Below are 22,948 nucleotides of genomic sequence, written 5' to 3' on the forward strand. Positions count from 1 at the left end.
CGCGCGAGGCGTCAGCGCCTCCGCGCGCGCTCCAGCTCCTGCACCAGCAGCTCCGACACGCGGCGCACCCGGGGGATGTCCAGCGCCGACTTCGCGCAGATGAGATGCAGCTCGCTCTTCGCGTAGGGCCCCAGGTCGATGTCCAGCTCCACCAGGTTGCGCTCGCGCCGCGTGCTGAACCGGTGCGGGACGTGCCCGCACACCGTGGCGCCCACGCCCGCCTCCACCGCCGACAGCAGCACCAGGTAGTTGTCCGAGGTGAACGCGGGCGAGAAGTTCGGGATGATGGACTCCAGCTGCGGATTGGGCGGCACGGCCTCGTACGGCGGCGCCCACGCCACCCACGGCAGTTGCTGGAGCGTGGGGCGCCTGGGCAGCTTCTCCTTGAGCGCGCGCGAGACGAGCACCGCGTTGTGCACCTCCAGCGTGAACAGGCACGTGAGGTCCGCGTTGCGCGTGCACTGGGTGCGCAGCGCCAGGTCCGCCTCGCCACGTCCCAGGTCCGCGTACTGGATGGTGGACTGCACCTCCAGCCGCAGCCCCGGGTGCTTGCCCGCCACGTGGCTCGCGAAGGGCGCCAGGAAGTCGAAGCTGAGGAAGGGGCTCGCCGTCACGCGCACCAGGCCCCTGGGTGACGAGTCGCTCGACTCCGCCGCGCGCTGCAGCTCCCCGGCCCACTCCGCCATCTTCCGCGCCGGCATCACCAGCCGCTCACCCGCCGCCGTCAGCGCCGCGCCCTCCACGCCGCGCCGGAACAGCTTGGCGCCCACCGCGTACTCCAGCGCCGCCAGCCTCCGGCTCACCGTGGGCTGCCCCACGCGCAGCCGCTTCGCCGCCGCGCTGAAGCTGCCCGTCTCCGCGATGGCCAGGAACAGCCGCGCGTCCTCCCAGGAGATATCCATGAATGCATGGCTTCATACCAGAATCGCCATTTTCCATGCAGGAGCGCATCGCTACCTTGGCCCCCATGAAGAACGCCAAGCGCATCCTCCTCGTCGCCGTCGCCGTCCTGTTCGTCGCGGCAACCACCCTGGTCCTCGTGGGCGCCGCGACCACCTCGCATCCCCACCAGCGCTCGACGCTCGGCGCGGCGCGGCCCTCGGCGGAGCTGCTCGCGCTCCTGAGCGAGCCCGGCCCGGTGGAGCTGGAGTCCATCGCCTCGGCGGACTGGGCCGTGGACCGCGGCGGCCTCGTCAACCTGGGCCACCCCACCGCGAAGTCCGCGGGACTGGTCGACGGCGACGAGCCCATCCAGGTCTTCTTCCACGCGCTGCGCCACCCGACGAAGGGGCTCTACATCGTCGACACCGGCGTGGAGAACGCGCTGCGTGACGCGCCGGAGCAGGCGGCCCTGCGAGGCCTGCTCGCCGACGCCATGAAGGTGAAGGAGAAGATGCAGGTGAAGCAGCCGCTGGGCGCGTGGCTCGCGAAGCAGCCCGGGCCGCTCTCGGGCGTGTTCCTCACGCACCTGCACCTGGACCACCTCACCGGCATGGCCGACGTGCCCGCGGGCACGCCCGTCTACGCAGGGCCGGGCGAGACGACGACGCGCGCGTTCCTCAACGTCCTGACCCAGTCCATCGCGGACCGCGCGCTGTCGGGCAAGGCCGCCGTGTCCGAGTGGACGTACACGCCCGACACGGAAGGCCCCTTCGACGGCGCGGTGGACATCTTCGGCGACGGCTCCGTGTGGGCGCTCTGGGTGCCGGGCCACACGCCGGGCAGCACCGCGTACCTGGTGCGCTCCACGAAGGGCCCCGTGCTGCTGGTGGGCGACGCCAGCCACACCCGCTGGGGCTGGGAGCACGACGTGGAGCCGGGCACCTTCACCGCCGACGCGGCGCGCGGCCGCCAGAGCTTCGAGAAGCTGCGCGCCTTCGCCCAGGCACACCCCGAGGTGGCGGTGCGCCTGGGTCACCAGCACTGACGCCTACGGCACGTCGAGCGCGTGCTGCTTGAAGAAGTCCCACATCAACGTCGTGGCGTCGGGACCGGCGGGGTCCGCGAACGGATAGCGTGAATCCCCTCCGGGCCAGGCGTGGTCCATGCCGCGGACCTCCAGCTTCTGTCCCACGAGCTCACCGCCGTAGACGTAGTTCTTCACCGTGTAGTCGCGGCCACCGGCGGCGCGGAAGGTGGCGGTGCTCGTGGGCGTGCCGCGGACGCTGTCGTTGGCCACGCCGTCGTCGCCGTAGTCGCTGGTCTGCAGGAACTGCTTCATCGCCTGCTCGCCGTTGAGGGGGTTGACGACGCTGTCCTCGGTACCGTGCATGACCAGCACCGGCACCGTGCGTCGCGGCCGGCCCGAGCACGTCCACGCGTCCTTGCCCCGGTCATCCGGCGAGTAGATGCTGCCGAAGAGCATGGCGAAGGCGGTGCCGGACACCGTGGTGGCCGCCTTGTACATGGCGCCCGCGCCCACCATGCCCGCGGCGAACACGTCCGAGTAGCAGGCCATCAGCGTGCCCGTCAGCACGCCGCCCGCGGAGACGCCGCCCACGTACACGCGGCGCGCGTCGACCGAGTACTGCTGCTTCATCGCCTCCACCATGCCGACGATGAGCGCCGGCTCGCCCTTGCCGCGCTCCATGTTGGTGCCGAGCATGAAGTTCCAACACTGCGTGGCGTTCACGAACATCGCCTGGTTCGGATACAGGACGAGGAAGCCCTCCGCGTCCGCCTTCTCGTTGAGGCGCGTGAGGCCCGCGAACTGGTCCGGGTTCTGGAGACAGCCATGCAGCGCCACCAGGAGCGGCCTGGGCGTCCCGGGTTGATACCCGGTGGGCACCCAGAGCTGATAGCCCCGCGCGCCCGAGGAGCCCACGTGGATGCCATGCACCCACGAGCCGGCGTGGGCGGGGGCCCCCACGCCGAGCGTCACCACCACCGAGAGCAGCCACAGCGACCGCGAGAGTGCGCCACCACGTCGAAGCATCGACATCGTCCAGCCTCCTGTTTGGGGAGCTCGCTCAAGGCCCGGCGCGAACGCCAGGCGTGGCACCGGCGGCGGCGCCATCGACCTCGCGGAGGAAGACCTCCACCGCGTCACACAGCGCCTCGGGCTGGTCCAGCGGCGCGGCATGCCCGGAGTCCGCCAGCACCGTCAGGCGCGCGTCCGGCAGCAGCTCGACATACGCCTGCTTCGAGGCCAGGGGCGTGTAGTCGCGCTCGGAGTGCACCACCAGCACCGGGCAGGTGATGTCCTTCAAACGAGACATCACACTCCACCCCACGAGCCCGCGCGTGGCGCGCAGGTAGGCATCCGGCGCGTTGGCGGAGAACGCGGCGATGGCTCGCTGACGCAGCGACTCCTGCTCCGGCTTGGGGAACAGCTTGGGCGCCAGCACCCTGGCCAGCCCCGCGGGCCCGAGCAGCCGCAGCAAGGTCAGCCGCAGCGCGAACTCGAACTTGCGACGCAGCGTGCGGGCCACCAGCTCCGGCCCGCTGTTCACGATGACCAGGCTGCGCACCAGGTCCGGCCGGTCCACCGCGAGCTGGAAGCCCATCATCCCGCCCATCGACAGCCCCACCACATGGACCTTCTTCAGCCCCAACGCGTCGCACAGCGCCGCGACGTCGCGGGCGAACAGTGGCACTCCGTACGTCCCAGGGGGCTTCCCGCTCGTCCCATGCCCCCGTGCATCTGGCACCAGCAGTCGGTAATTCCCTGACAACCTCGGTGTCACCAGCTCCCAGTCCGCGCCCGAGGAGCCAAGGCCGTGAAGCAGCAAGACCGGAATGCCGTGCCCAGACTCTTCGTAGTGAAGAGACGAATCCGCGAGCTGAAGCGTGGACATCCAGAACTCCTGGCGCGAAATAACAGCAGTTCCCCACACCCTAGCTGAATGAACGTTCGTTCATCAACCACTGACATGAGCCCACCGACCCGCTCGCGGCTTCGCGCCCATCCGGCGAGCCTTCCGCCTTCCGCTCCGTCGGACGGCACCCGTCGTCGCATCCTGGAAACCGCGCTCCAGCTCTTCGCCAGCCGCGGCTATCACGACACTTCCATCCGAGACCTGGCCAAGGTGCTGGAGCTGCAGCCGAGTGCGCTGTACGCGCACTTCTCCTCCAAGGAGCACGTGCTCGCGGAGCTGGTGCGCATCGGCCACGAGGCCCACCACGACGCGCTGCAGGCCGCGCTGAAGAGCTCCGGCCCGGAGCCGGCCGAGCAGGTACGGGCGCTGGTGCGAGCCCACACCCGGACCCACGCCCTGCACCCGCAGCTGGCGGTGGTGGTCAACGAGGAGCTGTATGCGTTGACGCCGGAGCTGGCCGAGCCCGCGGTGCTGCTGCGGGACAAGTCCGCCGCGCTGCTCGCGGAGGTCATTGAGCGGGGCGTGGCGCAGCGGAGCTTCTCTCCGCCGCATCCGCGCGTCGCGGCGGCGGCCATCTCCGCGATGGGCGTGCGGCTGCCCTACTGGTACGAGCCCGGGAGCGCGCTCGACGTGGACACGCTCGCGGACCTGCACGCGGAGCTGGCGCTGCGCATGCTGGGAGGCAGTGCGGCGTCGTGAGCTGAGCGCGGGGTGGTTCGCGGCCTCCACCCGTGAGCGTGCCGCTGCCCTCGATGGTACGGGGCGCGCACGCGGAGAAGCCCGCCTGAACGGAGTCAGGCGGGCCGTGATTTCACTCCGACGCGCGTGACAGCACACCTCTCGCGCGGACACGGTTTCACTCCACCCGATGCGGCCTGGCTTGCCTCGAGCAGACCCGGTCGAACTCGCCGCTCCCATGGCTCACAGGTGAGGACGGCACGGGACGAGCTGTCCTTGCGAGCACAGCGCCGGGTCCGCATCCGCCAGACGGTCATGAGGAGCTTCACCTCCGCGCGTCGCGGAGCCACTCACGAAGTCGAGCCGGTCCAGTCGCCTCCGCACAGCCCTCGCGGATGCCCCAGACACACGGGACAGCCACCCACGGAGTCGACACAGCCCGGGCGCGACCCGCGAATCACTCACACCGAGGGACACCGGACGGTTTGCTTCAACAACAGGCAGCCCTGTCTGCACGGTGGCGATCGACACACCCGGACACGACGCACCGAGCGAAGCCGGCCAGGCCCAGCAGCCCTGCCTGCACGGTGGGGCAGTCGACACACCCAGACACGACGCACCGAGCGAAGCCGGACCGCGGCCCTTCAGTCCAGCAGGTGCGGGTTGCGCACGACGAGCAGCCCCGCCTGCACGGTGGCGGGATAGTCATTGAGGTGCCCCGCGGTGTGGAGCACCGTCGTGTCGCGGCTGCCACCCTCGCTCAGGGCCTGGTCCACCTTGCGCTCACCCTGGTTGTACGCGGCGAGCGCCAGCCGCCAGTCCTGGTAGCGCGCGTGCAGGTCCGACAGCAGCGTCGCCGCGGCCTGCGTCTCCCGCGCCACGTCGAGCCGCTCGTCCTTCGTCGCGCTCACCTCCAGCCCATAGCGACGCGCCGTCTCCGGGATGAACATCCACACGCCCGCGCCACGCATCCCCGGAGCGAGTGAAGGCCGCCCATCCGTCTGCGGCATGTTCGTCACCGCGGACTCCACCACCGCCACCGCGAGCAGTCCCTCGGGCAGCCCCTTCGCCTTCAGCGTCGACGTCATCGCCGCGCGGTGCGTGCCCAGGTTCTCCAGCGCGCGCTTCATGAAGGCGCGCCCCTTCTCGGTGCCGATGAGCTTGTTGAGGTTCTCCACCACCTTGTCGTCCACGACGATGGACACATCCCCCTGGGGCTGACTCGTCCGGGCGAGCGCCTCCACCTCGGCGCGAGTCACCGTGCGCCCCTTCGCCGCGCCTTGCGCGAGCACGGCCACGGGGAGCAGCAACAGGGACAGCGCGGCGAGCAGCGCGGGGACGGCGTGGGTGCGACGGGGACGCGGCTGGAACAGCATGTGGATTCTCCTCTGCGTGGGATGGGACATGCCGGTGGCACCGGCGGGAACGGGCTGGGCGCCCGGGAGTCGGAGCGCCGCCTGGAGCAGGCAGCGCGCATACGCTTGGGCCTGTGCGCGTCCACTGGCGACCAGCGCCTCGTCACACGCCAGCTCCTGCAGCGACGCGAGCCAGCGCGACAACACGTGCACCGCCGGATGCCAGAAGAACAACCCCGTCAACCACAGCCGGCCCAGCGCCAGGTGCGTGTCGCGCTGACGGTGGTGCTGCAGCTCGTGCAGCACGGTGAGCCGGAGCGCCTCCGGGTCCTCCAGCAGCGCCGCGGGCACCACCACCCACGCGGACGGACGCGAGCCCCAGCGGGGGAACCACGCCGAGAACGCGGGCGTCCCATCCTCGCCCAGCACCACCGCCACCCGCCGCACCGAGCGCACCCGGGGAAGCCGCTCCAGCCGTCGGAGCAATCCCTGGTGTCGCCAGAGCGCCCGCCCCAGGAAGAGCGCCACGCCCACGAGCCACGCGCCGGACAATCCCATCCACACCCCGACGGGCACGGCGGTCGCCTTCGACGCCGCGGGAGCCGCGTTGCCCACCGCGCTCGCCGTCCACACCGCCGACGGGAGCCGCTGCGCCTGCCGCGCCACGGAGCGCTCGAAGTCGAACAGCGGCCCCGCGGGAGACAGCGCCCGCGCGCCCATCACCAGGAGCGGCAGCACGAGCGCGAGCAGCAGCGCCCCTCGCCCCACCTTCAGCGCCTGCCGCGCCGACAGCGCCCACCCCAGCCGCGCGAGCACCGCCATCGCGCCCCAGGCCAGGAGCAGCGCCACCGGCAGCACCAGCGCCACCGCGAGATACAGCGACACCAGCGCGCTCACGGCTTGCCGCCCTTCGCCTTGAGCAGCTTGCGGATCTGCTCCACCTCGTCGGGCGCCAGCGGCACCGCCTCCACCAGCCGCGCCACCAGCGCGGAGGGCGTCCCGTCGAACACGGTGTCCACCAGGTGGCGCAGGCTCTGCGCCTCGTACGTCTCGCGCGGCAGCGTGGCCGAGTACAGGTGCCCCCGCCCCTGCTTGCGGCTCACGACGACACCCTTCTGCTCCAGGATGCGCAGCACCGTGGACACGGACGTGTACGCCAACGCGCGCTCCGGCGGCAGCGCGGCCAGCACGTCCGCCACGCTCACCTCGCCCTGCTTCCACACGATGTGCATCAGCTCGAGCTCCACCGGCGTCAACGGCCGGGGCGCCTCGGGCTCGGGTTGTCTGGCCATGGAGGTCCTCCGTGGCCAGCAAACTACTAAGACCTTAGTTCTTCGTCAACTAAGCCCTTAGTTCGAACCGCCGCGCCGCTTCCGGGTGGCTCGCTTCACCAGGGACAGGAGCTCCCGCAGGCGCGGGTCCTCCACGGGCTCCACCAGGTCCACGGTGTGTCGCCGTGTCCCCTCCTCGACGGTGAGGGTGTAGCGACGCCGGTCCGCGCCTTGTGCGCCCGCGCCGCCCACCACGCGGGGCAGCGCCTGGAAGCGCGTGTCGCGCAGCCCCTCCTCCAGCGCCCGGGCCTCCTCGGCGGGGAGCGCGTCCAGCTCCACGCTCCTCGGACGGGCGAGCCCGGGGAAGGCCCCAAGCCCGCCCTCCTGCGAGAGCGTGATGCGCGTCGACATGGCTCAGGCTCCAGCGGGCTGCGAGCCCTGGCTCCACTGCGACACCGACACCCTGTCGCGGGTGACGCGCAGTCCCACCTCCTCCCAGGCCTCCTTCACCGCCGCCTCCACCTCGCCCGGGCCGTACAGCCGCGTGGCGGCGATGACGGTGATGCGCGCGAAGTCGGAGAAGTTCGTGTCCGGCAGGATACGAGGGTCTCGCATCGCCTCGTACCAGACGCGGCCCGCCCGCTCCCACGCCTGGCCTCCCAGCCGCAGCGCCGCCAGCACGAAGGCGCGGTTGGGGATGCCGGAGTTGATGTGCACCCCGCCGTTGTCCTCCCACGTGTTGACGTAGTCGCGCATGTGTCCGGGCTGCGGGTCCTTGCCCAGCACGTCATCGTCGAAGGCGGTGCCCGGCTCCTTCATCGAGCGCAGCGCCCTGCCCTCCACGGCCTCGCCGAGCAGCCCGTCGCCGATGAGCCAGTCGGCCTGGTCCGCCGTCTGGCCGAGCTTCCACTGCTTCACCAGCGAGCCGAAGACATCCGACATGGACTCGTTGAGCGCGCCCGCCTGCCGGAAGTACCACAGCGGCCCCTCGTCCTCCGTCACGCCGTGCGACAGCTCGTGCGCGATGATGTCCAGGCAGACGGTGAACCGGTTGAACAGCTCGCCGTCACCGTCGCCGAACACCATGCGCCGGCCGTCCCAGAAGGCGTTGTCGTAGTCGCGCCCGTAATGGACATACGCCTGCAACGGCATCCCATCCCCGTCGATGGAGTTGCGCGCCAGCACCTCCCAGAAGAAGTCATACGTGGCGCCCAGGCCGTCATAGGCCTCGTCCGCCGCGAGGTCCCCGCATGGCGCCTGCCCCTCCGAGCGCACCAGCGTCCCGGGGAAGGCCTCCTCGCCCTTCAGGTCGTAGATGCTCCGCTGCCGCTGGGACTCCACCATCATCGCCGGCACCCGTCGGAGCGACGGCGTCGCGGCGGCCAGCCGTCCCCCGGCGAAGCGCAGCGCCCGGAACGTGCTGTCCGTCGCCACCGTGCGCAGCGCCTTCACGCGCTGCTGGGGCGTGCCGTTCTCCGCGATGGAGCGCAGCAGATACGGCGGCAGGATGCAGTGGATGGAATGAACGTGTCTTCGTGCTCCGCGCGTCCTCATCGGTGTCCCCCCTCGTGGGCTTTCCAGCCGTCAAGGTAGGGACACCGCCCGGGCTCCGGAGCCCGGGTTACACGGGCTCGCACGAGGGGCCGGGGACACACGGGGCGCCACGCCGCGTGCCCGTCACGAGGGAGTCTGGCGCACCCCTCGGCCTCCCACGGGGTGCACCCGACTCCAGCGTCACACGCCCAGCGCGTCGCGCAGCTCCGGCAGCCGCTCCGCCTTCACCGCGCCGAACACGAAGCGGTCCGGCCGCAGCACCACCACGTCCGAGCCATGGCGCGAGAACCAGTCGCCCAGCTTGCCGGTGATGTCCTCCACCGCGGGCACCTCGCCGCCGTGCTCGCCCGCCGACTGGACGGCGAGCAGCCGCCCACCCAGGGCCTCCGCCAGCCCGCGCGCCGCGGCCAGCTGCGCCGACGGAGCGTTGGCGCGGCACAGCACCGCGAAGTCGTTGCCGATGGCGTCATCCAGCAACACCTCCTGGCCGGACGGCAGCCGCACCTTGGGCTGGATGAAGTACGTGCCCTCCGCGGACTGCGCGCCCTCGCGCTTGCCGCCCAGGTAGTAGCCCTGCTCGTGCATCGGCGGCTGCTTGAACTCGAAGCCCTGGATGAAGCGCCGCACCCGGGGGATGCGCTGCAGCGCGCGCATCACCATGTCCCGGGCGCTGGCCACCCAGCGGTTGCGCGCGAGGAACAGGTGCCCCACGCGCACGCACAGCTTCTGCACCGCCTCCACGTGCGGACGACGCTCCTCCTCGTAGGTGTCCAGCAGCGACGCCGGCGCCAGCCCCTGCACCACGCGCTGAATCTTCCACGCCAGGTTCGACGCGTCGCGCATGCCCGACACCAGGCCCTGGCCCATGAAGGGCGGCATGGTGTGCGCCGCGTCCCCCAGCAGGAACACGTTGCCGTCGCGCCAGCGCGCCGCGTTGAGGCAGTGGAACGTGTACACCTGCGCGCGCTCCACGTGCACCCGCGCCGGGTCGATGTAGGGCTCCAGCAGCTTCTTGATGGTCTCCGGGCGCTCCATCTCCTCGCGCGTCTCGCCCGGCATCAGCATGAACTCCCACCGGAACTGCCCCACCGCGCCCGTGGCGACGAAGGCCGGACGCTTCGGGTCGCACACGAAGCGGCACAGCTCCGGCGCGTCGCCCTCCACCTGCCCGGACACCGCCAGCCACGGCTCGCCGTACGCCCGGCCCGCCATCTTGATGTTCAGCGCCTTGCGCACCGGGCTGCGCGCCCCGTCGCACGCCAACAGGAAGCGGCCCCGCACCGTGCGCGTCTCACCCTTCTCCACCAGGCGGTAGCGCACCGTCACCCCGGCGCCGTCCTGCTCCAGGGACTCCACGCTCGCGCCCAGCTGCAGCGTCACGTGAGGGAAGCGCTCCAGCCCGCCGCGCAGCACCCCCTCCACCAGCGGCTGGTGGAAGAACCACAGCGGCGAGTACCCGAAGCCGAAGTCCGCCGAGCTGGTGTGCACCTCCGCGAAGCGCCTGCCCGTCTCGCCCACATATTCAGCGAAATGGTTCTGCCGCATGTCCTTCTGCAGCTCGGCGCCCAGCCCCGTGGACTGGTAGATGCGCAGCCCCTCGTCGTCGCAGGAGAACGCCCGCGGTTGTCCATGCGGCGCCAGGTCCTGCTCCAGCACCAGCGTGCGCACGCCCAGCGAGCCCAGCAGATTGCTTGTCAGTGCTCCCACGGGACCGCAGCCGCTGATGATGACATCGACCTCCATGTCGGCCTGCTGCTTGTCACAAACCATTGCGACCCCCGTGGTTCACCAGTCTGGCTTGATTCATAACGAACGAGGTGTGACCAGGGTGTGACCGCACAGGTCGATTCGCAATGCTGTCCGCTCGTGGCGGCGAGCTGCCGTGTACTGGGAATTCGAGCCGCACCGCGTGATGAAAGCCACCCTGCCTGGGTTAATCCCTACCCGCGAGGGAGCGTCCGGTGCGACGTGTTACGTTAGGCAAGACACGCTCTTCCCTTCTTGGAACCTCGGAGGCCATGGCAGGCGACGACGCGGCAGGGACGCCAGTCTTTCATCTCGCGCTGCTCGGCGAGGCCCGCCTGCGGCATGGCGGCGCCCATCTGCCGTTGGAGCGCCGCACCGCGGCCGTGCTGACATGGCTGGCATTGGAAGGGCCGCATCCGAAGTACCGCCTCGCGGGCCTGTTGTGGGCCGAGTCGAGCGAGGCCACGGCCCGCAACAACATGCGTCAGCTGTTGCGCCGGCTTCGGCTGTCGGTGGGCGCGGAGCTGGTGCAGGGCTCGGACGTGCTGTCGCTCGTGGAGGGCGTCACCATCGACGCCGCGGAGCTGCAGGCCCACGTGCTGGCCGGACGTCACGCCCAGGCGCTCGCGCTGGAGGGCGTGCTGCTGGGCGCGCTGGAGTTCGACGACTGCCCGGAGTTCCAGGCGTGGCTGGAGAGCGCGCGGGAGCGGCTGGACAAGCTGCGCCGCCGCGCCGCGTCCGCGGAGTCGGAGGCCAAGGAGCGCGCGGGGGACCTGTCCGGCGCGCTGGTGCTGGCGGAGAAGCTGCTCGCCATGGACCCGTACTCGGAGGAGGCGTGGCGCCGGCTGATGCGGCTGCACTACATCGCCGGGGACAGGATGGCCGCGCTCAACGCCTTCGAGCGCTGCCGTCGCCTCCTGCGCGAGGAACTGGACACGCAGCCCTTGCCCCAGACGGTGGCCCTGGCGCGGGAGATAGAGCGCGGCCCCGCCACGCCCCAGCCCCCGCGCGGCGCCCCGGCGAAGCTGCCCCTGTCCGTGCTGCGCCCGCCCGTCCTGGTGGGGCGCGAGCGGGAGTGGGCGCGGATGGAGGAGGCCTGGGCCGAGGGGAAGACCATCTTCCTGAGCGGCGAGCCCGGGGTGGGCAAGACGCGGCTGGCGCACGACTTCGCCGCCTCGCGCGGCGTGCACATGGTGCTGGAGTCCCGGCCCGGCGAGACACACGTGGCATACTCCACGCACGTGCGCCTGTTGCGGCAGATCATGGCCCGGTGTCCGGACACGACGCTGGCACCCTGGGTGCGCCGGGAGCTGTCGCGGCTGATGCCGGACATGGCCGGCACGGAGGGGCCACCGCCGCCCATGGTGGACGAGGCCGAGCGCAGCCGCTTCCTGGAGGCCAACTGCCTGGCCATCTACCAGCTGTGCGCGGGGATGGACGCCATCGTCGCGGACGACCTGCAGTACATGGACGCGGCCACCGCGGAGTTCGCGCTGCTCATGCTCTCGCGCCGGCACGACATCCCCTCGGACGGCGTCTTCCCCCGCTTCGTCGACACGTACCGCCGCGGCGAACTGACACCCATCGCCGCCGCCTGCATCCAGCAGCTCGTGGAGGCGGGGCTCGCGGTGGTCATCGAGCTGGAGCCCCTGCACTCGGAGGCCGTGGGCACGCTCCTGGGCAGCCTGGAGCTGGCGGGCGCGGAGGGGCTCGCGGACAACGTGATGCGCTACACGGGCGGCAACCCCCTGTTCATCATGGAGGCGCTGCGACACCTGCTGGAGTCCGGGGGCCTGGAGCGCGGCTGGCCCGAGCACGTGCACCCGTCCGGGCGTGGACGCGACTTGATTCAGCGCCGGCTGGAGCGGCTGTCCGCGCCCGCGCTCCAGGTGGCCCGGCTGGCCGCGCTCGCCAAGACGTCCTTCGCGCTGGAGCTGGCCAGCGAGGTGCTGGAGATGACGCCCATGTCGCTCGCCACGCACATCTCCGAGCTGGAGGCCGCGCACGTACTGCGCGGCGAGCGCTTCACGCATGACCTGCTCTTCGACGTGGTGCGCGAGGCGATTCCCCCCTCGCTGGTGCCCCTGCTGCACCGCCGGCTGGCCAGCGCCCTGGAGCAGCGCAAGGCCGCGCCCGTCGTCGTCGCGCAGCACTGGCTGGAGGGCAAGGAGCCCCAGCGCGCCGCGCCCTTCCTCGTCGCCGCCGCCAACGCGGAGGCCTCCGCCTTCCGTCACATGGAGGCCGCGCTGCTCTACTACCGCGCCGCCACCGCGCTGGAGGAGGCGGGCGCGCTCGACGAGGCCGCCCGCGTCAGGGCCCGCGCCCGGGGCATCCCCAGCGCCTGAGGCCCGCGCTCACGCGCGGCGCCTCGGGGAGCGGGGCACCTCCCGAGCCCCCGCGCGCCGCTCCGCCGCCACCTCGCGCGCCACGTCCACGAAGGCGCGCAGCGCCGGTGACACCCGCGCCCGGCTGGGGAAGTAGAGATAGAAGCCATCCACGTGGGCCGCGTAGGGCTCCAGGACGATTCGCAGCGCGCCCCGCCGCACCCGCTCCGCCACGTCCGGCTCGAAGGCATACATCAAGCCCACGCCCTGCTCGACCAACGGGAACAGGCCCTGGAAGCTCGTGGAGCTGAGCGGCCCGCGCACCGGCACCCGCCAGCTCTTCGCGCCGCGCTCCAGCTCCCACTGGTAGAGCGCCCCCGTGGTGTTGGAGCGGATGCAAAGACAGTCATGGGACAGCAAATCCCGAGGCTTCTCCGGGACGCCTCGACGCTCCAGGTACTCGGGCGCGGCGACCACCACGAAGCGATAGCCCTCCGACAGCCGCACCTGCACCATGTCGCGCTCCAGCGACTCGGACATGCGGATGCCCGCATCCAATCCCTCCGCGACGATGTCCACCATCGCGTCCTCCACCCGCAGCTCCACGTCAGTGCGGGGATGGCGCTTCAGGAAGCGCTCGAGCATGGGCGGCAGCACATGGTGCACCGCGATGCTCGGCACGGTGAGCTTCACCGAACCCGTGACCTCCCCGGGCTCCGCCGCCGCGACCTTCAGCGCCGCGAGCGCCTGGTCCACCGACGGGCCCGCACCTTCCAGGAGCCTCCGGCCCGCATCGGTGAGCGCCACGCTGCGCGTGGTCCGGGTGAGCAACGCCACGCCCAGTCGCGCCTCCAACTGCCGCACGCTCTGGCTGAGCGAGGAGGCGGACACGCCCAGCTCCCGCGCCGCCACGGCGAAGCTGCGCTTGCGGGCCACCGCCAGGAAGGCATTCAAGGCATTGAGCGGGGTGAAGGCCATTCGGAAGTTTTCCTACACAGCCCCTGTGGATTCCACAGATTTCCCCCCTGCACGCGCCTACGCATACTCCTGGAGAAAGAAGTCTCCCCTCCTCCCAAGGACCGAAAGCCATGACCACCGTACGCGGATACGCGGCCCAGGACGCCCGCTCCCCTCTCGCCCCCTTCCAGTTCGAGCGCCGTGCGCCCGGCGCCGACGACGTCGAGCTCGACATCCTCTACTGCGGCGTCTGCCACTCCGACATCCACCAGGCCCGCGACGAGTGGGGCGGCTCCATCTTTCCCATGGTCCCCGGCCACGAAATCATCGGCCGCGTCACGCGCGTCGGCGCCAACGTCACCCGCTTCAAGGCTGGTGACTCCGTGGGCGTCGGCTGCATGGTGGACTCGTGCCGCGTCTGCACGTCCTGCAAGGACGGCCTGGAGCAGTACTGCGAGAAGGGCGGCCCCACGTTCACGTACAACTCGCGCGAGCGCCAGGGCCAGCAGCCCACCTTCGGCGGCTACTCCAGCGCCCTCGTCGTGGACCAGTCCTTCGTGCTGCGCGTGCCCGACAGCCTGGACCCCGCGCGCGCCGCGCCCCTGCTCTGCGCGGGCATCACCACCTGGTCCCCGCTGCACCGCTGGAACGTCCGCGCCGGCCAGCGCGTGGGCATCGTCGGCCTGGGCGGCCTGGGCCACATGGGCGTGAAGTTCGCCCGCGCCCTCGGCGCGCACGTCGTCGTCCTCAGCCACTCGGAGAACAAGCGTCAGGACGCCCTGCGCCTGGGCGCCCACGAGTTCGTCGTCTCCTCTGACGCCGCCCAGATGAAGGCGCGCGAGAACTCCTTCGACTTCATCCTCGACACCGTCTCCGCCGAGCACGACCTCAACGCGTACCTGCGCCTGTTGCGCCGCGACGGGCAGATGGTGCTCGTCGGTGTCCCGGAGAAGCCCCTGGAGCTGGGCGCCTTCACCCTCATCGGCACCCGCCGCAACCTCGCCGGCTCCATGATTGGCGGCATCCGTGAAACACAGGAAATGCTCGAATTCTGCGCCCAGCACGAAGTCGTGTCCGACGTGGAGGTGATTCCCATCCAGCAGGTGAATGACGCCTACACCCGGATTCTCCGGGGTGACGTGAAATACCGGTTCGTCATCGACATGAAGAGCCTGAAGTAAAGCCTGACGCGCCGCAGCGGTGCGCGATGGGTTCGGAATTCTCCGCTGCGGGCGTTCGCGCGGGCTCCGCTGCCTGGAAGCAGACAGTGGGTTGCCCGAGCGGACAGGTGCCTGCCTGGTCTCGGGTTCACATTCTCAATTCATGACTACGACACTTGAGCACGCCGGTTACAACAAGATGACGATGCTGTACCCCGAGGAACACGAGCTCCAGACGCCCACGCAGTCGCTGAAGGACCCTCACTCGGCCGCCAAGCTGCGGCTGCAGGCCAGCCTGTGGCTGAGCCGTGCGCAGCGCGAGCTGCATGACGCCATCTTCCTGCGCGACGGCTCCGACGAGAGCCTGGAGCGCTACTACAGCGCCCGCGCGGAGCTCGACTCCGCGGAGGCCTACGCGCTGATGGTGGCCAAGGCCCTGCTGCAGGCCGGGTGAAGCACCCGGGCGCGCGCGTGGAAGCACCGCCACGCGCGCCGCTTCAGCTCACGGCGCCCGATGAGCCGGTGGACACCGGGACGGGCGCGGGGGCCGGACGCTCGCTGTACGGGAAGTAGTCCTTGAGCTTCAGGAAGTGCTTCTCGAACAGGTTCCAGCTCACCAGCGCGAGGCCCCACGACAGCACCGCGGCCACGACGTAGAACACCAGCTGCATCGGGAAGTCGGAGCCCGCCACCTGCTGCAGCGGCGTCTTGAGCACGGTGCGCCGCAGGATGGCGTCCAGCGGCGAGTGCACCAGGTAGATGGCGTAGCTGTACTTGCCGTACGTCAGGAGCACCCGGTTGGAGAAGACGCGGTGGAGCACGCTGCCCGGCTTCGCCGCCACCACCCGATACACCAGCACGGTGTAGAGGATGCCCACCGCGGTGTAGCCGCCCGTGCGCACCACCGTCTTGAACGCCGGGCCCATGGGCAGGGCAATCATCGCCGCCACCACGGGCAGGGCCAGCCACGGCGCCCAGCGCATCCACGGGAAGGCCGCCAGCCCCTTGCCCTCCGGGTGACGCAGCGCCAGGGACAACAGCGCGCCCAGCGCGAGCGAGTCCACGCGGCAGAACGTCACCACGTACGTGCTCTCCTCGCTGGCGCCCGCCAGCGTGAGCCCCACCCGCACCGCCACCGCCAGGGCGACGGTGCCCAGGCACAGGCGGATGGCCCCCTTGTACGAGACGGCGGCGATGAGGAACGGCCAGACGATGTAGAACTGCTCTTCAATCGCCAGCGACCACACCACGCCGAGGATGGGGTGCGTCGTGTCCACCCACAGCTGGTAGAAGTTGGACAGGTAGAGCAGGTACCAGACGGCGCCGTCCGTGGTGATGCGCTCGTCCAGGTTCAGCCGCCCCGCCAGCGACGGCAGCACCAGGAACGACACCGCCAGCGCCGCGTAGTACAGCGGGAAGATGCGCAGCACGCGCCGCGCGTAGAAGTTGCGGAAGTAGTACGTCTGCCCCTTCGCCTCCCACAGGATGCCGGTGATGAGGAAGCCGGACAGGACGAAGAACAGGTCCACGCCCGTCCACCCCGCACCGGCCAACCACCACGTCGCCTTGCCCGCGACGCTCTGGTCGCTCAGGTGCGTGGTGTGGAAGAAGACGACCAGGAGGACCGCGAGTCCCCGCACGCCGTCGAGCACGGGCAGGTGCCCATGCAGGCGCGGAGCAGGCGCCGCCGACGCCGCGGCGTCAGGACGGGCGAGATGGGAAGACATGGGATTCTCATACCAACAACGTCAGTTCCCCAACAAGGTTGGCTCCCGGCCCTCGTGAGCGGGGCAGGCGGGCACCCGCGCGCGCCGGATTCGACGGGTCGGCTGAAACTCCCGCGCGTCTCGTGACACGGTGGTGGCGTGGCTCTTCTTTCCGCGGTGAAGATGGTCCTGGTGGGTGCGCCCCCATCCGACACGGAGGGTGAGCGCCGCCTGTTGCGCCGGGCCCGCACCGGGGACCCCGCCGCCTTCCGCACGCTCTTCGAGCGGCACGCCCCCGCCGTCTGGCGCTTCCTGCGCGACGTGCTCCGCGACGAGGCCGCCGCCGACGAGGCCACCCAGGAGACCTTCGTCCGCGCGCACGCGAGGCTCGGGGCGCTGCGCGACGAGGACAGGGTGGGCGCGTGGCTGCTCGGCATCGCCCGGCATGTCTATCTGGAGTCCCGCCGCACCCGGGGGGTCCACGTGGACGTGGAGGACGAGGAGCACGCCGCGCACCTGGAGGCGGTGCTGCCCACGCCGTCACCGGAGGACTTGTTGTTGGACCGGGAGCTGGAGGGGCTCCTGGCCCAGGCGCTCGGGACGCTCAACGAGGAGCGGCGCGCGGCGCTGCTCTTGCGCATCGACCATGGGCTTCCCTACGAGGAGATTGCTTCGGTGATGGGCTGGTCGCTGCAGAAGGTGAAGAACGAAATCCACCGCGCGCGCCTGCGCCTGCGCGAGCAGCTGGCCGCCCACCTCGGAGGAGGACACCCATGAGCACGTGCCGCGAGAGCGAGCTGGACGCGCTGCTGGCCGGAGAGCTTTCACCCGAGGACGCCGCGAGGGTGCGCGCGCACGCGGACGCCTGCGCTGCCTGCAAGCACGCGCTGGCGTGGCAGCGCGCCGAGCGCGGGTGGATGGCCCAGCGCGCGCGCCGCGAGCCGCGCCGCCCCGCCCTGAGCTTCGAGGCGCTCGAGGCGCGCCTCCACGCCCGCGCGACGGCGCCCGTCGTGCGTGAGCTTCCGCGCGAGGGCGCGTGGCGACACTGGGGGATGATGCTGATGGCCGCCACGGCCGCCGTGGCCTTCGTGGGGCTGGTGCTGCCCCGGGGCGGCGTGAGCGGCGCTGGCGTGGACGAGCCCTGGAGCCGCGAGGTGCTCGTCACCGGAGGCGTGGAGGCATGCGAGGACGCCGCCGCCGCGCTGGAGGCCCGGGTGGGCGCGTGCCTCATCGCCTCACCCGTGCTGGCCCTGCGTCGGGACTAGGTCCGCTTCACGGCGCGGGAGGCGGGCAGATGCGCCGGGCCTCGTCCACCGCGGCCTTGGCCTGCACCAGGCCGTGACCGAATTTGATGTCCTTGCCCGCTTCGCCCAGGTCCAGCGCCGTCTTCTCCAGCACCTCGCGCACCTGGACATGGGTGAGCCTGGGACACGCGCCCAGCACCAGCGCGGCGACGCCCGCCACATGCGGCGTGGCCATGGACGTGCCCGACTGGCGCAGGTAGTCCAGGCCCGACACGTCCACCGTCACGTCCTGGCCCACCAGGCCCTTGAGCGTGTTGGCGTTGACCAGGGTGACGGACGTCGTCGGCACCCAGAAGTCCTCCGGGTCGGTGAGCGTGAAGTTGCCCGCCCCGTCCTCGCTGGTGTTGTTGCCGACGACGATGGCCTTCGCGCCGGCGCGGATGGCGTTGAGCGCCTTCTCCTTGAACAGGATGCCGCCGCCGCGGTCCACCAGCGCGACGAAGCCGTCACAGGTGGCGCCCTCGCCGCACGACGAGACGCGCTCACCCAGGCCGCAGTACACCATCCGCCCCGCGTACTTGCCCACGCCGGTGTACTCCAGCGGCTCGGAGGCGAAGCGCGTGCCGCCCACGTCCACGTCGCCGTACGGCGCGCCGCCGACGATGGTCGCGCTCAGGATGCCCACGCCCGGCGCCACCAGCGACACGAAGTCCCTTCCGTACTGGGAGAAGGGCGCCCACGCGTTGTTCGCGTCGATGGCGCCCACGGCGATGACGTTCTCGTAGCCCGCGGGGTAGGACTTCTCCTCCGTGCCCCGGTTGCCCGTCGCGGCGATGGCCACCATGCCCGCGTCGAACGCGCGCTGGAAGGCCGCCTCCTCCGTCTGCGAGGGCGCGATGGAGCCCAGCGACAGCGACGCGATGTGCGCGCCGCGCTCGATGCACCAGTCCATGGCCGCGATGACGTTGGACGTGTTGCCGTCGCCGTTGACGTCGAGCACGCGCGCCACCAGCAGCGACACGGTGGGCGCCACGCCCGCCACGCCGTTGGGCTCCTCGCCGGGCCGCACGTGCGCGCCCGCGCCCAGCTGCGCCGCGATGGTCGCCGCCGTGTGCGTGCCATGGCCGCCGCCCCACTTCAGCACGCCGCTCACGCGCCCCTGGTCCAGCGGCTCGTCGTCCCCGTCGAGGAAGTCCTTGCCCTCCAGGTACGCCGCCGCCAGCTCCGGGTGCCGGTTGTCCCAGCCGCTGTCGATGATGCACACCTTGATGCCCGTGCCCGAGGGCGCGCCGTCATCCAGCACGCCGTCGTTGTTCGCGTCCCAGACCTGGGGCGCCTGCACGCGGTGCAGCCCCGCGGTGTACTCGCCCGTGGAGCCGCTCGTGTTGGGCAGCACGCCCTGCAAGAGGGACGGGGACAGCGGGCTCGGCATCCCGAACGCGCGCACCACGCGGTCCGGCTCCACGCGCAGCACGTCGGGGTCCTGCTCGAGCGCCCGGCGGGCCTCGGGAGACACCTTCGCGGCGATGGTGTTCAGGTGGGGGAAGCGGCGGTGGACCTGGGCGCCCACGCGCCGGGCCGACTCGGTGAGCATGTCCAGGTTGGACACGGCGCTGGCGGACACGCGGGGTCGGTAGGTGATGAGCACCGGCTCCGCGCCATCCTCGCCGGCGAGCGGGTTGAGCGACTGACGCGCGGTGCCCGGCAGCGACAGCGCCTCCGTCCCGGGGCAGACCTCCTCGGAGACCGGGGGATCCCTGTCGGGGACCTTGGTGCACGCCACCGCCCCACCGAGCAACCCGAGCCAGACCCAACGCTTCATCGTCATTCTCCTTGAACGCCCCGGCGAACGGGTAGGTACGGAGGGCACCCCGGTCCGGATTCGACGGCCGGGGTGAACGAGAGGACACCGCTTCCCGTTCCCCACGCGCAAGTTAAGCACGCCAGCCGTCCGGCTGCTCGCGGGCCTGTCAGGCGGAGGACGACTGTCTCGGGGCATGAGACACGCGGGCGTACGGCGCTGGACGGACGCGCGTTGTTTCGCCCGCCTTCTCAGGATTCAGCGCTGTCGATGCCGAAGATACGCAGCGCGTCGGAGGCGTACGTGTCGAGTTGACGGCGGGTCTCGGCCTCGTCCCAACCGAGTCGGGGGGCCATGACCTCGGCGGCCACCTGGGCGGCGCCGCGGCCGAGGTCCCGGGTCTCGAAGGCGACCTTGAGTCGACGGATGAGCAGGTCGGAGAGCGTGTGCACCAGCTCGTGGGTGACGCCCCACACGGCCTCCGCGGCGCGGTAGGGCAGGCCGGGAGCGAGCGGGCGAGCGAGGGAGGCGTCTTCGCGGGTGAGCGCCCAGACGCGGCGCCAGCGGCTGCCGTAGGCGCGCACCAGGTGCGTGGCGGTGGCCGCGTCCCCGACGACGTCGCGCGCGGCGGCGAGCTCGGCGTTCAGGTCGGGGATGTCGCCGCCGGGCAGGGGCAGGGACTCGGTGGGGGCCTTGCGGCGGGGCTGGCCCAGGTGCTTCTCCACCGCGTCCACCACGTCGCGCGCCATGACGCGATAGGTGGTGAGCTTGCCGCCGCTGATGGCGAGCACGCCGGTGGGGCTGAGGTCGATGTGATGCTCGCGGCTGGCGCTGCCCGCGTCGGTGGTGCCGTGGTAGCCGCTGGCGGACAGGGGGCGGATGCCGGCCCAGGCGCTCACCACGTCCTCGCGGGTGAGGTGCGCCTCGGGGAAGAAGGCGTTGGCGGACTCGAGGAGGTAGGCGACGTCCGTCTCGCTCGCGCGGACCTCGGCGGGGTGCGCGCGCGTGGAGGTCTCCGTGGTGCCGATGATGGTGAAGTCGTCGGCGGGGAGGACGAACATCACGCGGCCGTCCTTGGGGGACAGGAGCGTGAGGGCGTCGTGGTTGCCCAGGCGCTTGCGAGGCACGGCGACGTGCACGCCCTTGCTGCCGCGCACGGCGTGGGCGTTGCCGTCGGGGGCATCGAGCTTGCGGATCTCATCGCTCCACGGCCCGGTGGCGTTGACGATGGCGCGGGCGCGCACGGTGAGCTGCTGCCCGGTGAGGTGGTCGACGACGATGGCGCCGCGGGCCTTGCCGTCGACGACGTCGAGGCGTTGGACGGAGGCGTGGTTGAGGACGACGGCGCCGGCCTCGGAGGCGCCGAGCGCGTTGGCCAGGGTGAGGCGGGCGTCATCGGTGGCGGCGTCGTAGTAGCGGGCGCCGCCCTTGAGGCCGTCGGTGCGCAGGCCGGGCTCGGACTGGTGGAGCTGGTCGCGGTTGAGGCGCTGGTAGCCCTTCACGTTCCGGAAGAGGGAGAGGGCGTCGTAGAGCATGAGGCCCGCGTTGAGCTTCCAGCGGGGCACGCGGGCGCCGGCGTAGACGGGCCACACGAAGGCGAGCGGGCGCACCAGGTGGGGTGCGAGCTTGAGGAGGCGGCGGCGCTCGATGCTGGACTCGAAGACGAGGCCCAGGTGACCGTGTTCGAGGTAGCGCAGGCCGCCGTGGATGAGGCGGGACGAGCGGCTGGACGTGCCGCTGGCGAAGTCCTCTCGCTCCACGAGGGCGACCTTGAGTCCGCGCAGGACGGCGTCGCGCGCGGAGCCCGCGCCGGTGACACCGCCCCCGATGATGAGCAGGTCGAACTCCTCGGTGGCGAGGGCCTTCAGCCGCTCGGAGCGAGGCTTCGTCGGCGGAATGTCCCCCTCTGCGGACAACTGGCGGAGCGCTACGGATTCAGAACGCACACGCATATTGTAATGACGGTCCGCCCTGGGTGACACGGGAATCAATGCGCCGCGTCAAGAGGGACACAGCACCCACATCCCGGGGGCGGGTGCGGTGGACAGTCTCCCAGGGGGAGTGACAGGTGGGAGGCAGAGGGCCCGTTCCCGGGGGACCTCGGCGGCGGGCCGGTTGAGCGCGGTGTCCGACGCCTGCATCGGGGACTCGGCGCGGGTGTGCGGCGGGGTCTCGCGCGCAGCCGGGTCACCCACATGCGCTGGGACACGAAGCGCCGGGGCGGCCGCGCACGAGGCACGTCCCGACGGGCTGGGAACACCTGCTCATGCGGCGAAGAAGGCGCGTGGAGGGCCCGATGTTTGCGATTGGCTTTGTGTTCGCTCTGCGCGCCGACACCCGCGAGGTGACCGCGCGGCACGAGGCCCGCGGTTCGCGAGGTCGCGCTGCGTGAGCATGGAGTCGGCGCATGAGCGGGCACGAGGACTGGGGCGAGCGGCACGGGTGTGCTGCCTTGCGTGGGCCCGGGAAGCCGGGTAGGAGGCGACCACCCCCTGCCCTGTCGACCAGCGCCTTGCTGAATCCCCACGACCGACGAGACCTCGCGAGCCTGGGCCTGATGGTCCTGGTGTACGGGCTCGCGGTGGCGCCGGTGCTGCACGCGGTGGTGGGCCATGGTGGCGCGGCGCATGTGCACAGTCACGGGGGTCAGGCGCACAGCCATGACGCTCCGGACGAGAGTGGCCTTGCGCCGAAGCCCACGCGTCAGTCGCCTGAGACGGGACATGGTCCGGATGGCCACAAGCACCTGACCGGCTCGGTGGAGCACCTGAGCGTGGTGGCGGCGACGTGGGTCGTGGCCCTGGTGCCGGTGGTGCGGTGGGTGTCGTGGAAGCACGAGTCCGTGCATGCGCCGACGCGGTTGCCGGGTGTGGCACTCCGGCCGACGGCGATGCCGCAAGGGCCATAGGTCCACGGCGCTCGCGCTGAAGCGAATCCATCGAACGTGAGCTTCGGACCTCCGCGCGCCGGGTGTGCGCGATGAGGTGGCGGAGTCTTGCGTGTCATCGCCCCCCATCCATGACGGCGGAGGGTCTCCATCTTCGAGCCAGGAGTGTCACGCGAGAGCCGCGTGGACGAGGGCACGAGGATTGAGGCGACCTGCCGTGAGTGTCCTTCATGTCCACGAGTGTCGTGACCGTCGCGCTATCGACAGGTTTGTGGGTCCTCTGTGCACCGCTGCTCGCGGTGGCGAAGCCACGTTTGACGCTCGGCGAGGCAACCATGCCCTCGGCGACGAGCGCACGAGCGAGCACGAACCTGTCCGTGGTCACAAGCGGCGCGCCAACCTCCGGCGCACCATCCAGGGCCACGAGCCACGCAGCACTCGCCAGGC

General features: G+C 71.2%; 20 protein-coding genes. 8 read left to right on the forward strand and 12 right to left on the reverse strand.

Features of this window, described 5'->3' with window-relative positions; genetic code table 11:
- Positions 1-11: 11 nt before the first annotated feature.
- Complete coding sequence (locus tag AC6JA9_RS41770) at positions 12-902, reverse strand: LysR family transcriptional regulator (RefSeq protein ID WP_426748758.1); 891 nt, start codon at positions 900-902, stop codon at positions 12-14.
- Positions 903-967: 65 nt separating this feature from the next.
- Between AC6JA9_RS41770 and AC6JA9_RS41775 the strand changes: the two genes are divergently transcribed.
- On the forward strand, positions 968-1,927 hold the full coding sequence (locus AC6JA9_RS41775; RefSeq protein ID WP_408891796.1) for an MBL fold metallo-hydrolase: 960 nt from the start codon (positions 968-970) through the stop codon (positions 1,925-1,927).
- A gap of 3 nt (positions 1,928-1,930) precedes the next feature.
- Here AC6JA9_RS41775 and AC6JA9_RS41780 read toward each other — a convergent pair whose 3' ends face one another.
- A complete protein-coding gene (locus tag AC6JA9_RS41780) occupies positions 1,931-2,941 on the reverse strand; it encodes an extracellular catalytic domain type 1 short-chain-length polyhydroxyalkanoate depolymerase (protein WP_223785801.1) in 1,011 nt (336 codons plus the stop codon).
- 28 nt (positions 2,942-2,969) lie between these two features.
- Entirely contained in the window at positions 2,970-3,797 is an 828-nt protein-coding gene (locus AC6JA9_RS41785) for an alpha/beta fold hydrolase (protein ID WP_426748757.1), read from the reverse strand.
- A 75-nt stretch (positions 3,798-3,872) separates the two neighbouring features.
- On the opposite strand from AC6JA9_RS41785, the gene AC6JA9_RS41790 reads away from it, so the two are divergent.
- Positions 3,873-4,517, forward strand: a complete 645-nt coding sequence (locus tag AC6JA9_RS41790; protein WP_223750813.1) for a TetR/AcrR family transcriptional regulator — start codon at positions 3,873-3,875, stop codon at positions 4,515-4,517.
- A gap of 623 nt (positions 4,518-5,140) precedes the next feature.
- On the opposite strand, the gene AC6JA9_RS41795 is transcribed toward AC6JA9_RS41790, so the two are convergent.
- The 5 genes from AC6JA9_RS41795 to mhpA all read right to left on the reverse strand — a co-directional run bounded on the left by AC6JA9_RS41795 (position 5,141) and on the right by mhpA (position 10,446).
- On the reverse strand, positions 5,141-6,748 hold the full coding sequence (locus AC6JA9_RS41795; protein WP_267698753.1) for a M56 and MltD domain-containing protein: 1,608 nt from the start codon (positions 6,746-6,748) through the stop codon (positions 5,141-5,143).
- Positions 6,745-7,143: a BlaI/MecI/CopY family transcriptional regulator gene (locus tag AC6JA9_RS41800; protein ID WP_163865909.1), complete on the reverse strand. Its 399-nt coding sequence runs from the start codon at positions 7,141-7,143 to the stop codon at positions 6,745-6,747. Before AC6JA9_RS41800 ends, AC6JA9_RS41795 begins: the two co-directional genes overlap by 4 nt.
- 57 nt (positions 7,144-7,200) lie before the next feature.
- A complete protein-coding gene (locus AC6JA9_RS41805) occupies positions 7,201-7,533 on the reverse strand; it encodes a protealysin inhibitor emfourin (protein WP_141327369.1) in 333 nt (110 codons plus the stop codon).
- 3 nt (positions 7,534-7,536) lie between these two features.
- On the reverse strand, positions 7,537-8,676 hold the full coding sequence (locus tag AC6JA9_RS41810) for a M4 family metallopeptidase (RefSeq protein ID WP_267698751.1): 1,140 nt from the start codon (positions 8,674-8,676) through the stop codon (positions 7,537-7,539).
- Between the two features lie 180 nt (positions 8,677-8,856).
- The gene (gene mhpA / locus AC6JA9_RS41815; RefSeq protein WP_223750809.1) at positions 8,857-10,446 is read right to left on the reverse strand and encodes a bifunctional 3-(3-hydroxy-phenyl)propionate/3-hydroxycinnamic acid hydroxylase MhpA; all 1,590 of its coding nucleotides are present in this window, start codon (positions 10,444-10,446) and stop codon (positions 8,857-8,859) included.
- Positions 10,447-10,694: 248 nt separating this feature from the next.
- On the opposite strand from mhpA, the gene AC6JA9_RS41820 reads away from it, so the two are divergent.
- Positions 10,695-12,767 (forward strand): ATP-binding protein, encoded by a 2,073-nt coding sequence (locus AC6JA9_RS41820; protein WP_223750808.1) that lies wholly within the window; start codon positions 10,695-10,697, stop codon positions 12,765-12,767.
- Positions 12,768-12,776: 9 nt separating this feature from the next.
- Here AC6JA9_RS41820 and AC6JA9_RS41825 read toward each other — a convergent pair whose 3' ends face one another.
- A complete protein-coding gene (locus AC6JA9_RS41825) occupies positions 12,777-13,724 on the reverse strand; it encodes a LysR family transcriptional regulator (RefSeq protein ID WP_497958827.1) in 948 nt (315 codons plus the stop codon).
- A gap of 110 nt (positions 13,725-13,834) precedes the next feature.
- Here AC6JA9_RS41825 and AC6JA9_RS41830 point away from each other — a divergent pair, with 110 nt between their 5' ends.
- Complete coding sequence (locus AC6JA9_RS41830; RefSeq protein WP_473568440.1) at positions 13,835-14,884, forward strand: NAD(P)-dependent alcohol dehydrogenase; 1,050 nt, start codon at positions 13,835-13,837, stop codon at positions 14,882-14,884.
- 142 nt (positions 14,885-15,026) lie between these two features.
- On the forward strand, positions 15,027-15,317 hold the full coding sequence (locus AC6JA9_RS41835) for a FruA-associating protein, FapA (protein WP_141332330.1): 291 nt from the start codon (positions 15,027-15,029) through the stop codon (positions 15,315-15,317).
- Positions 15,318-15,360: 43 nt separating this feature from the next.
- On the opposite strand, the gene AC6JA9_RS41840 is transcribed toward AC6JA9_RS41835, so the two are convergent.
- The gene (locus AC6JA9_RS41840; protein ID WP_223785794.1) at positions 15,361-16,590 is read right to left on the reverse strand and encodes an acyltransferase family protein; all 1,230 of its coding nucleotides are present in this window, start codon (positions 16,588-16,590) and stop codon (positions 15,361-15,363) included.
- Between the two features lie 138 nt (positions 16,591-16,728).
- Between AC6JA9_RS41840 and AC6JA9_RS41845 the strand changes: the two genes are divergently transcribed.
- Both AC6JA9_RS41845 and AC6JA9_RS41850 read left to right on the forward strand, forming a co-directional pair.
- A complete protein-coding gene (locus AC6JA9_RS41845) occupies positions 16,729-17,346 on the forward strand; it encodes an RNA polymerase sigma factor (protein ID WP_223750804.1) in 618 nt (205 codons plus the stop codon).
- Positions 17,343-17,834, forward strand: coding sequence for an anti-sigma factor family protein (locus tag AC6JA9_RS41850; RefSeq protein ID WP_223785793.1), 492 nt, complete (start codon positions 17,343-17,345; stop codon positions 17,832-17,834). Before AC6JA9_RS41845 ends, AC6JA9_RS41850 begins: the two co-directional genes overlap by 4 nt.
- Before the next feature lie 7 nt (positions 17,835-17,841).
- Here the strand turns inward: AC6JA9_RS41850 and AC6JA9_RS41855 are convergent, their stop codons facing one another.
- Positions 17,842-19,635, reverse strand: coding sequence for a S8 family serine peptidase (locus tag AC6JA9_RS41855; protein ID WP_497958828.1), 1,794 nt, complete (start codon positions 19,633-19,635; stop codon positions 17,842-17,844).
- A 230-nt stretch (positions 19,636-19,865) separates the two neighbouring features.
- Positions 19,866-21,560: a glycerol-3-phosphate dehydrogenase gene (glpD, locus tag AC6JA9_RS41860; RefSeq protein WP_141332325.1), complete on the reverse strand. Its 1,695-nt coding sequence runs from the start codon at positions 21,558-21,560 to the stop codon at positions 19,866-19,868.
- A 566-nt stretch (positions 21,561-22,126) separates the two neighbouring features.
- Here glpD and AC6JA9_RS41865 point away from each other — a divergent pair.
- The gene (locus AC6JA9_RS41865) at positions 22,127-22,522 is read left to right on the forward strand and encodes a hypothetical protein (RefSeq protein ID WP_223750800.1); all 396 of its coding nucleotides are present in this window, start codon (positions 22,127-22,129) and stop codon (positions 22,520-22,522) included.
- Positions 22,523-22,948: the final 426 nt, after the last annotated feature.

The sequence above is a fragment of the Myxococcus sp. MH1 genome (genome assembly GCF_059738865.1).

Bases quoted from the DNA above. Each gene is read 5' to 3' on its own strand.
- AC6JA9_RS41780 (WP_223785801.1), bottom strand. From the start codon at position 2,941: ATGTCGATGCTTCGACGTGGTGGCGCACTCTCGCGGTCGCTGTGGCTG.
- AC6JA9_RS41850 (WP_223785793.1), top strand. From the start codon at position 17,343: ATGAGCACGTGCCGCGAGAGCGAGCTGGACGCGCTGCTGGCCGGAGAG.
- AC6JA9_RS41775 (WP_408891796.1), top strand. From the start codon at position 968: ATGAAGAACGCCAAGCGCATCCTCCTCGTCGCCGTCGCCGTCCTGTTC.
- AC6JA9_RS41830 (WP_473568440.1), top strand. From the start codon at position 13,835: ATGACCACCGTACGCGGATACGCGGCCCAGGACGCCCGCTCCCCTCTC.
- AC6JA9_RS41825 (WP_497958827.1), bottom strand. From the start codon at position 13,724: ATGGCCTTCACCCCGCTCAATGCCTTGAATGCCTTCCTGGCGGTGGCC.
- AC6JA9_RS41805 (WP_141327369.1), bottom strand. From the start codon at position 7,533: ATGTCGACGCGCATCACGCTCTCGCAGGAGGGCGGGCTTGGGGCCTTC.
- AC6JA9_RS41800 (WP_163865909.1), bottom strand. From the start codon at position 7,143: ATGGCCAGACAACCCGAGCCCGAGGCGCCCCGGCCGTTGACGCCGGTG.
- AC6JA9_RS41840 (WP_223785794.1), bottom strand. From the start codon at position 16,590: ATGTCTTCCCATCTCGCCCGTCCTGACGCCGCGGCGTCGGCGGCGCCT.
- AC6JA9_RS41785 (WP_426748757.1), bottom strand. From the start codon at position 3,797: ATGTCCACGCTTCAGCTCGCGGATTCGTCTCTTCACTACGAAGAGTCT.
- AC6JA9_RS41835 (WP_141332330.1), top strand. From the start codon at position 15,027: ATGACTACGACACTTGAGCACGCCGGTTACAACAAGATGACGATGCTG.
- AC6JA9_RS41770 (WP_426748758.1), bottom strand. From the start codon at position 902: ATGGATATCTCCTGGGAGGACGCGCGGCTGTTCCTGGCCATCGCGGAG.
- AC6JA9_RS41855 (WP_497958828.1), bottom strand. From the start codon at position 19,635: ATGAAGCGTTGGGTCTGGCTCGGGTTGCTCGGTGGGGCGGTGGCGTGC.
- mhpA (WP_223750809.1), bottom strand. From the start codon at position 10,446: ATGGTTTGTGACAAGCAGCAGGCCGACATGGAGGTCGATGTCATCATC.
- AC6JA9_RS41820 (WP_223750808.1), top strand. From the start codon at position 10,695: ATGGCAGGCGACGACGCGGCAGGGACGCCAGTCTTTCATCTCGCGCTG.
- AC6JA9_RS41810 (WP_267698751.1), bottom strand. From the start codon at position 8,676: ATGAGGACGCGCGGAGCACGAAGACACGTTCATTCCATCCACTGCATC.
- AC6JA9_RS41790 (WP_223750813.1), top strand. From the start codon at position 3,873: ATGAGCCCACCGACCCGCTCGCGGCTTCGCGCCCATCCGGCGAGCCTT.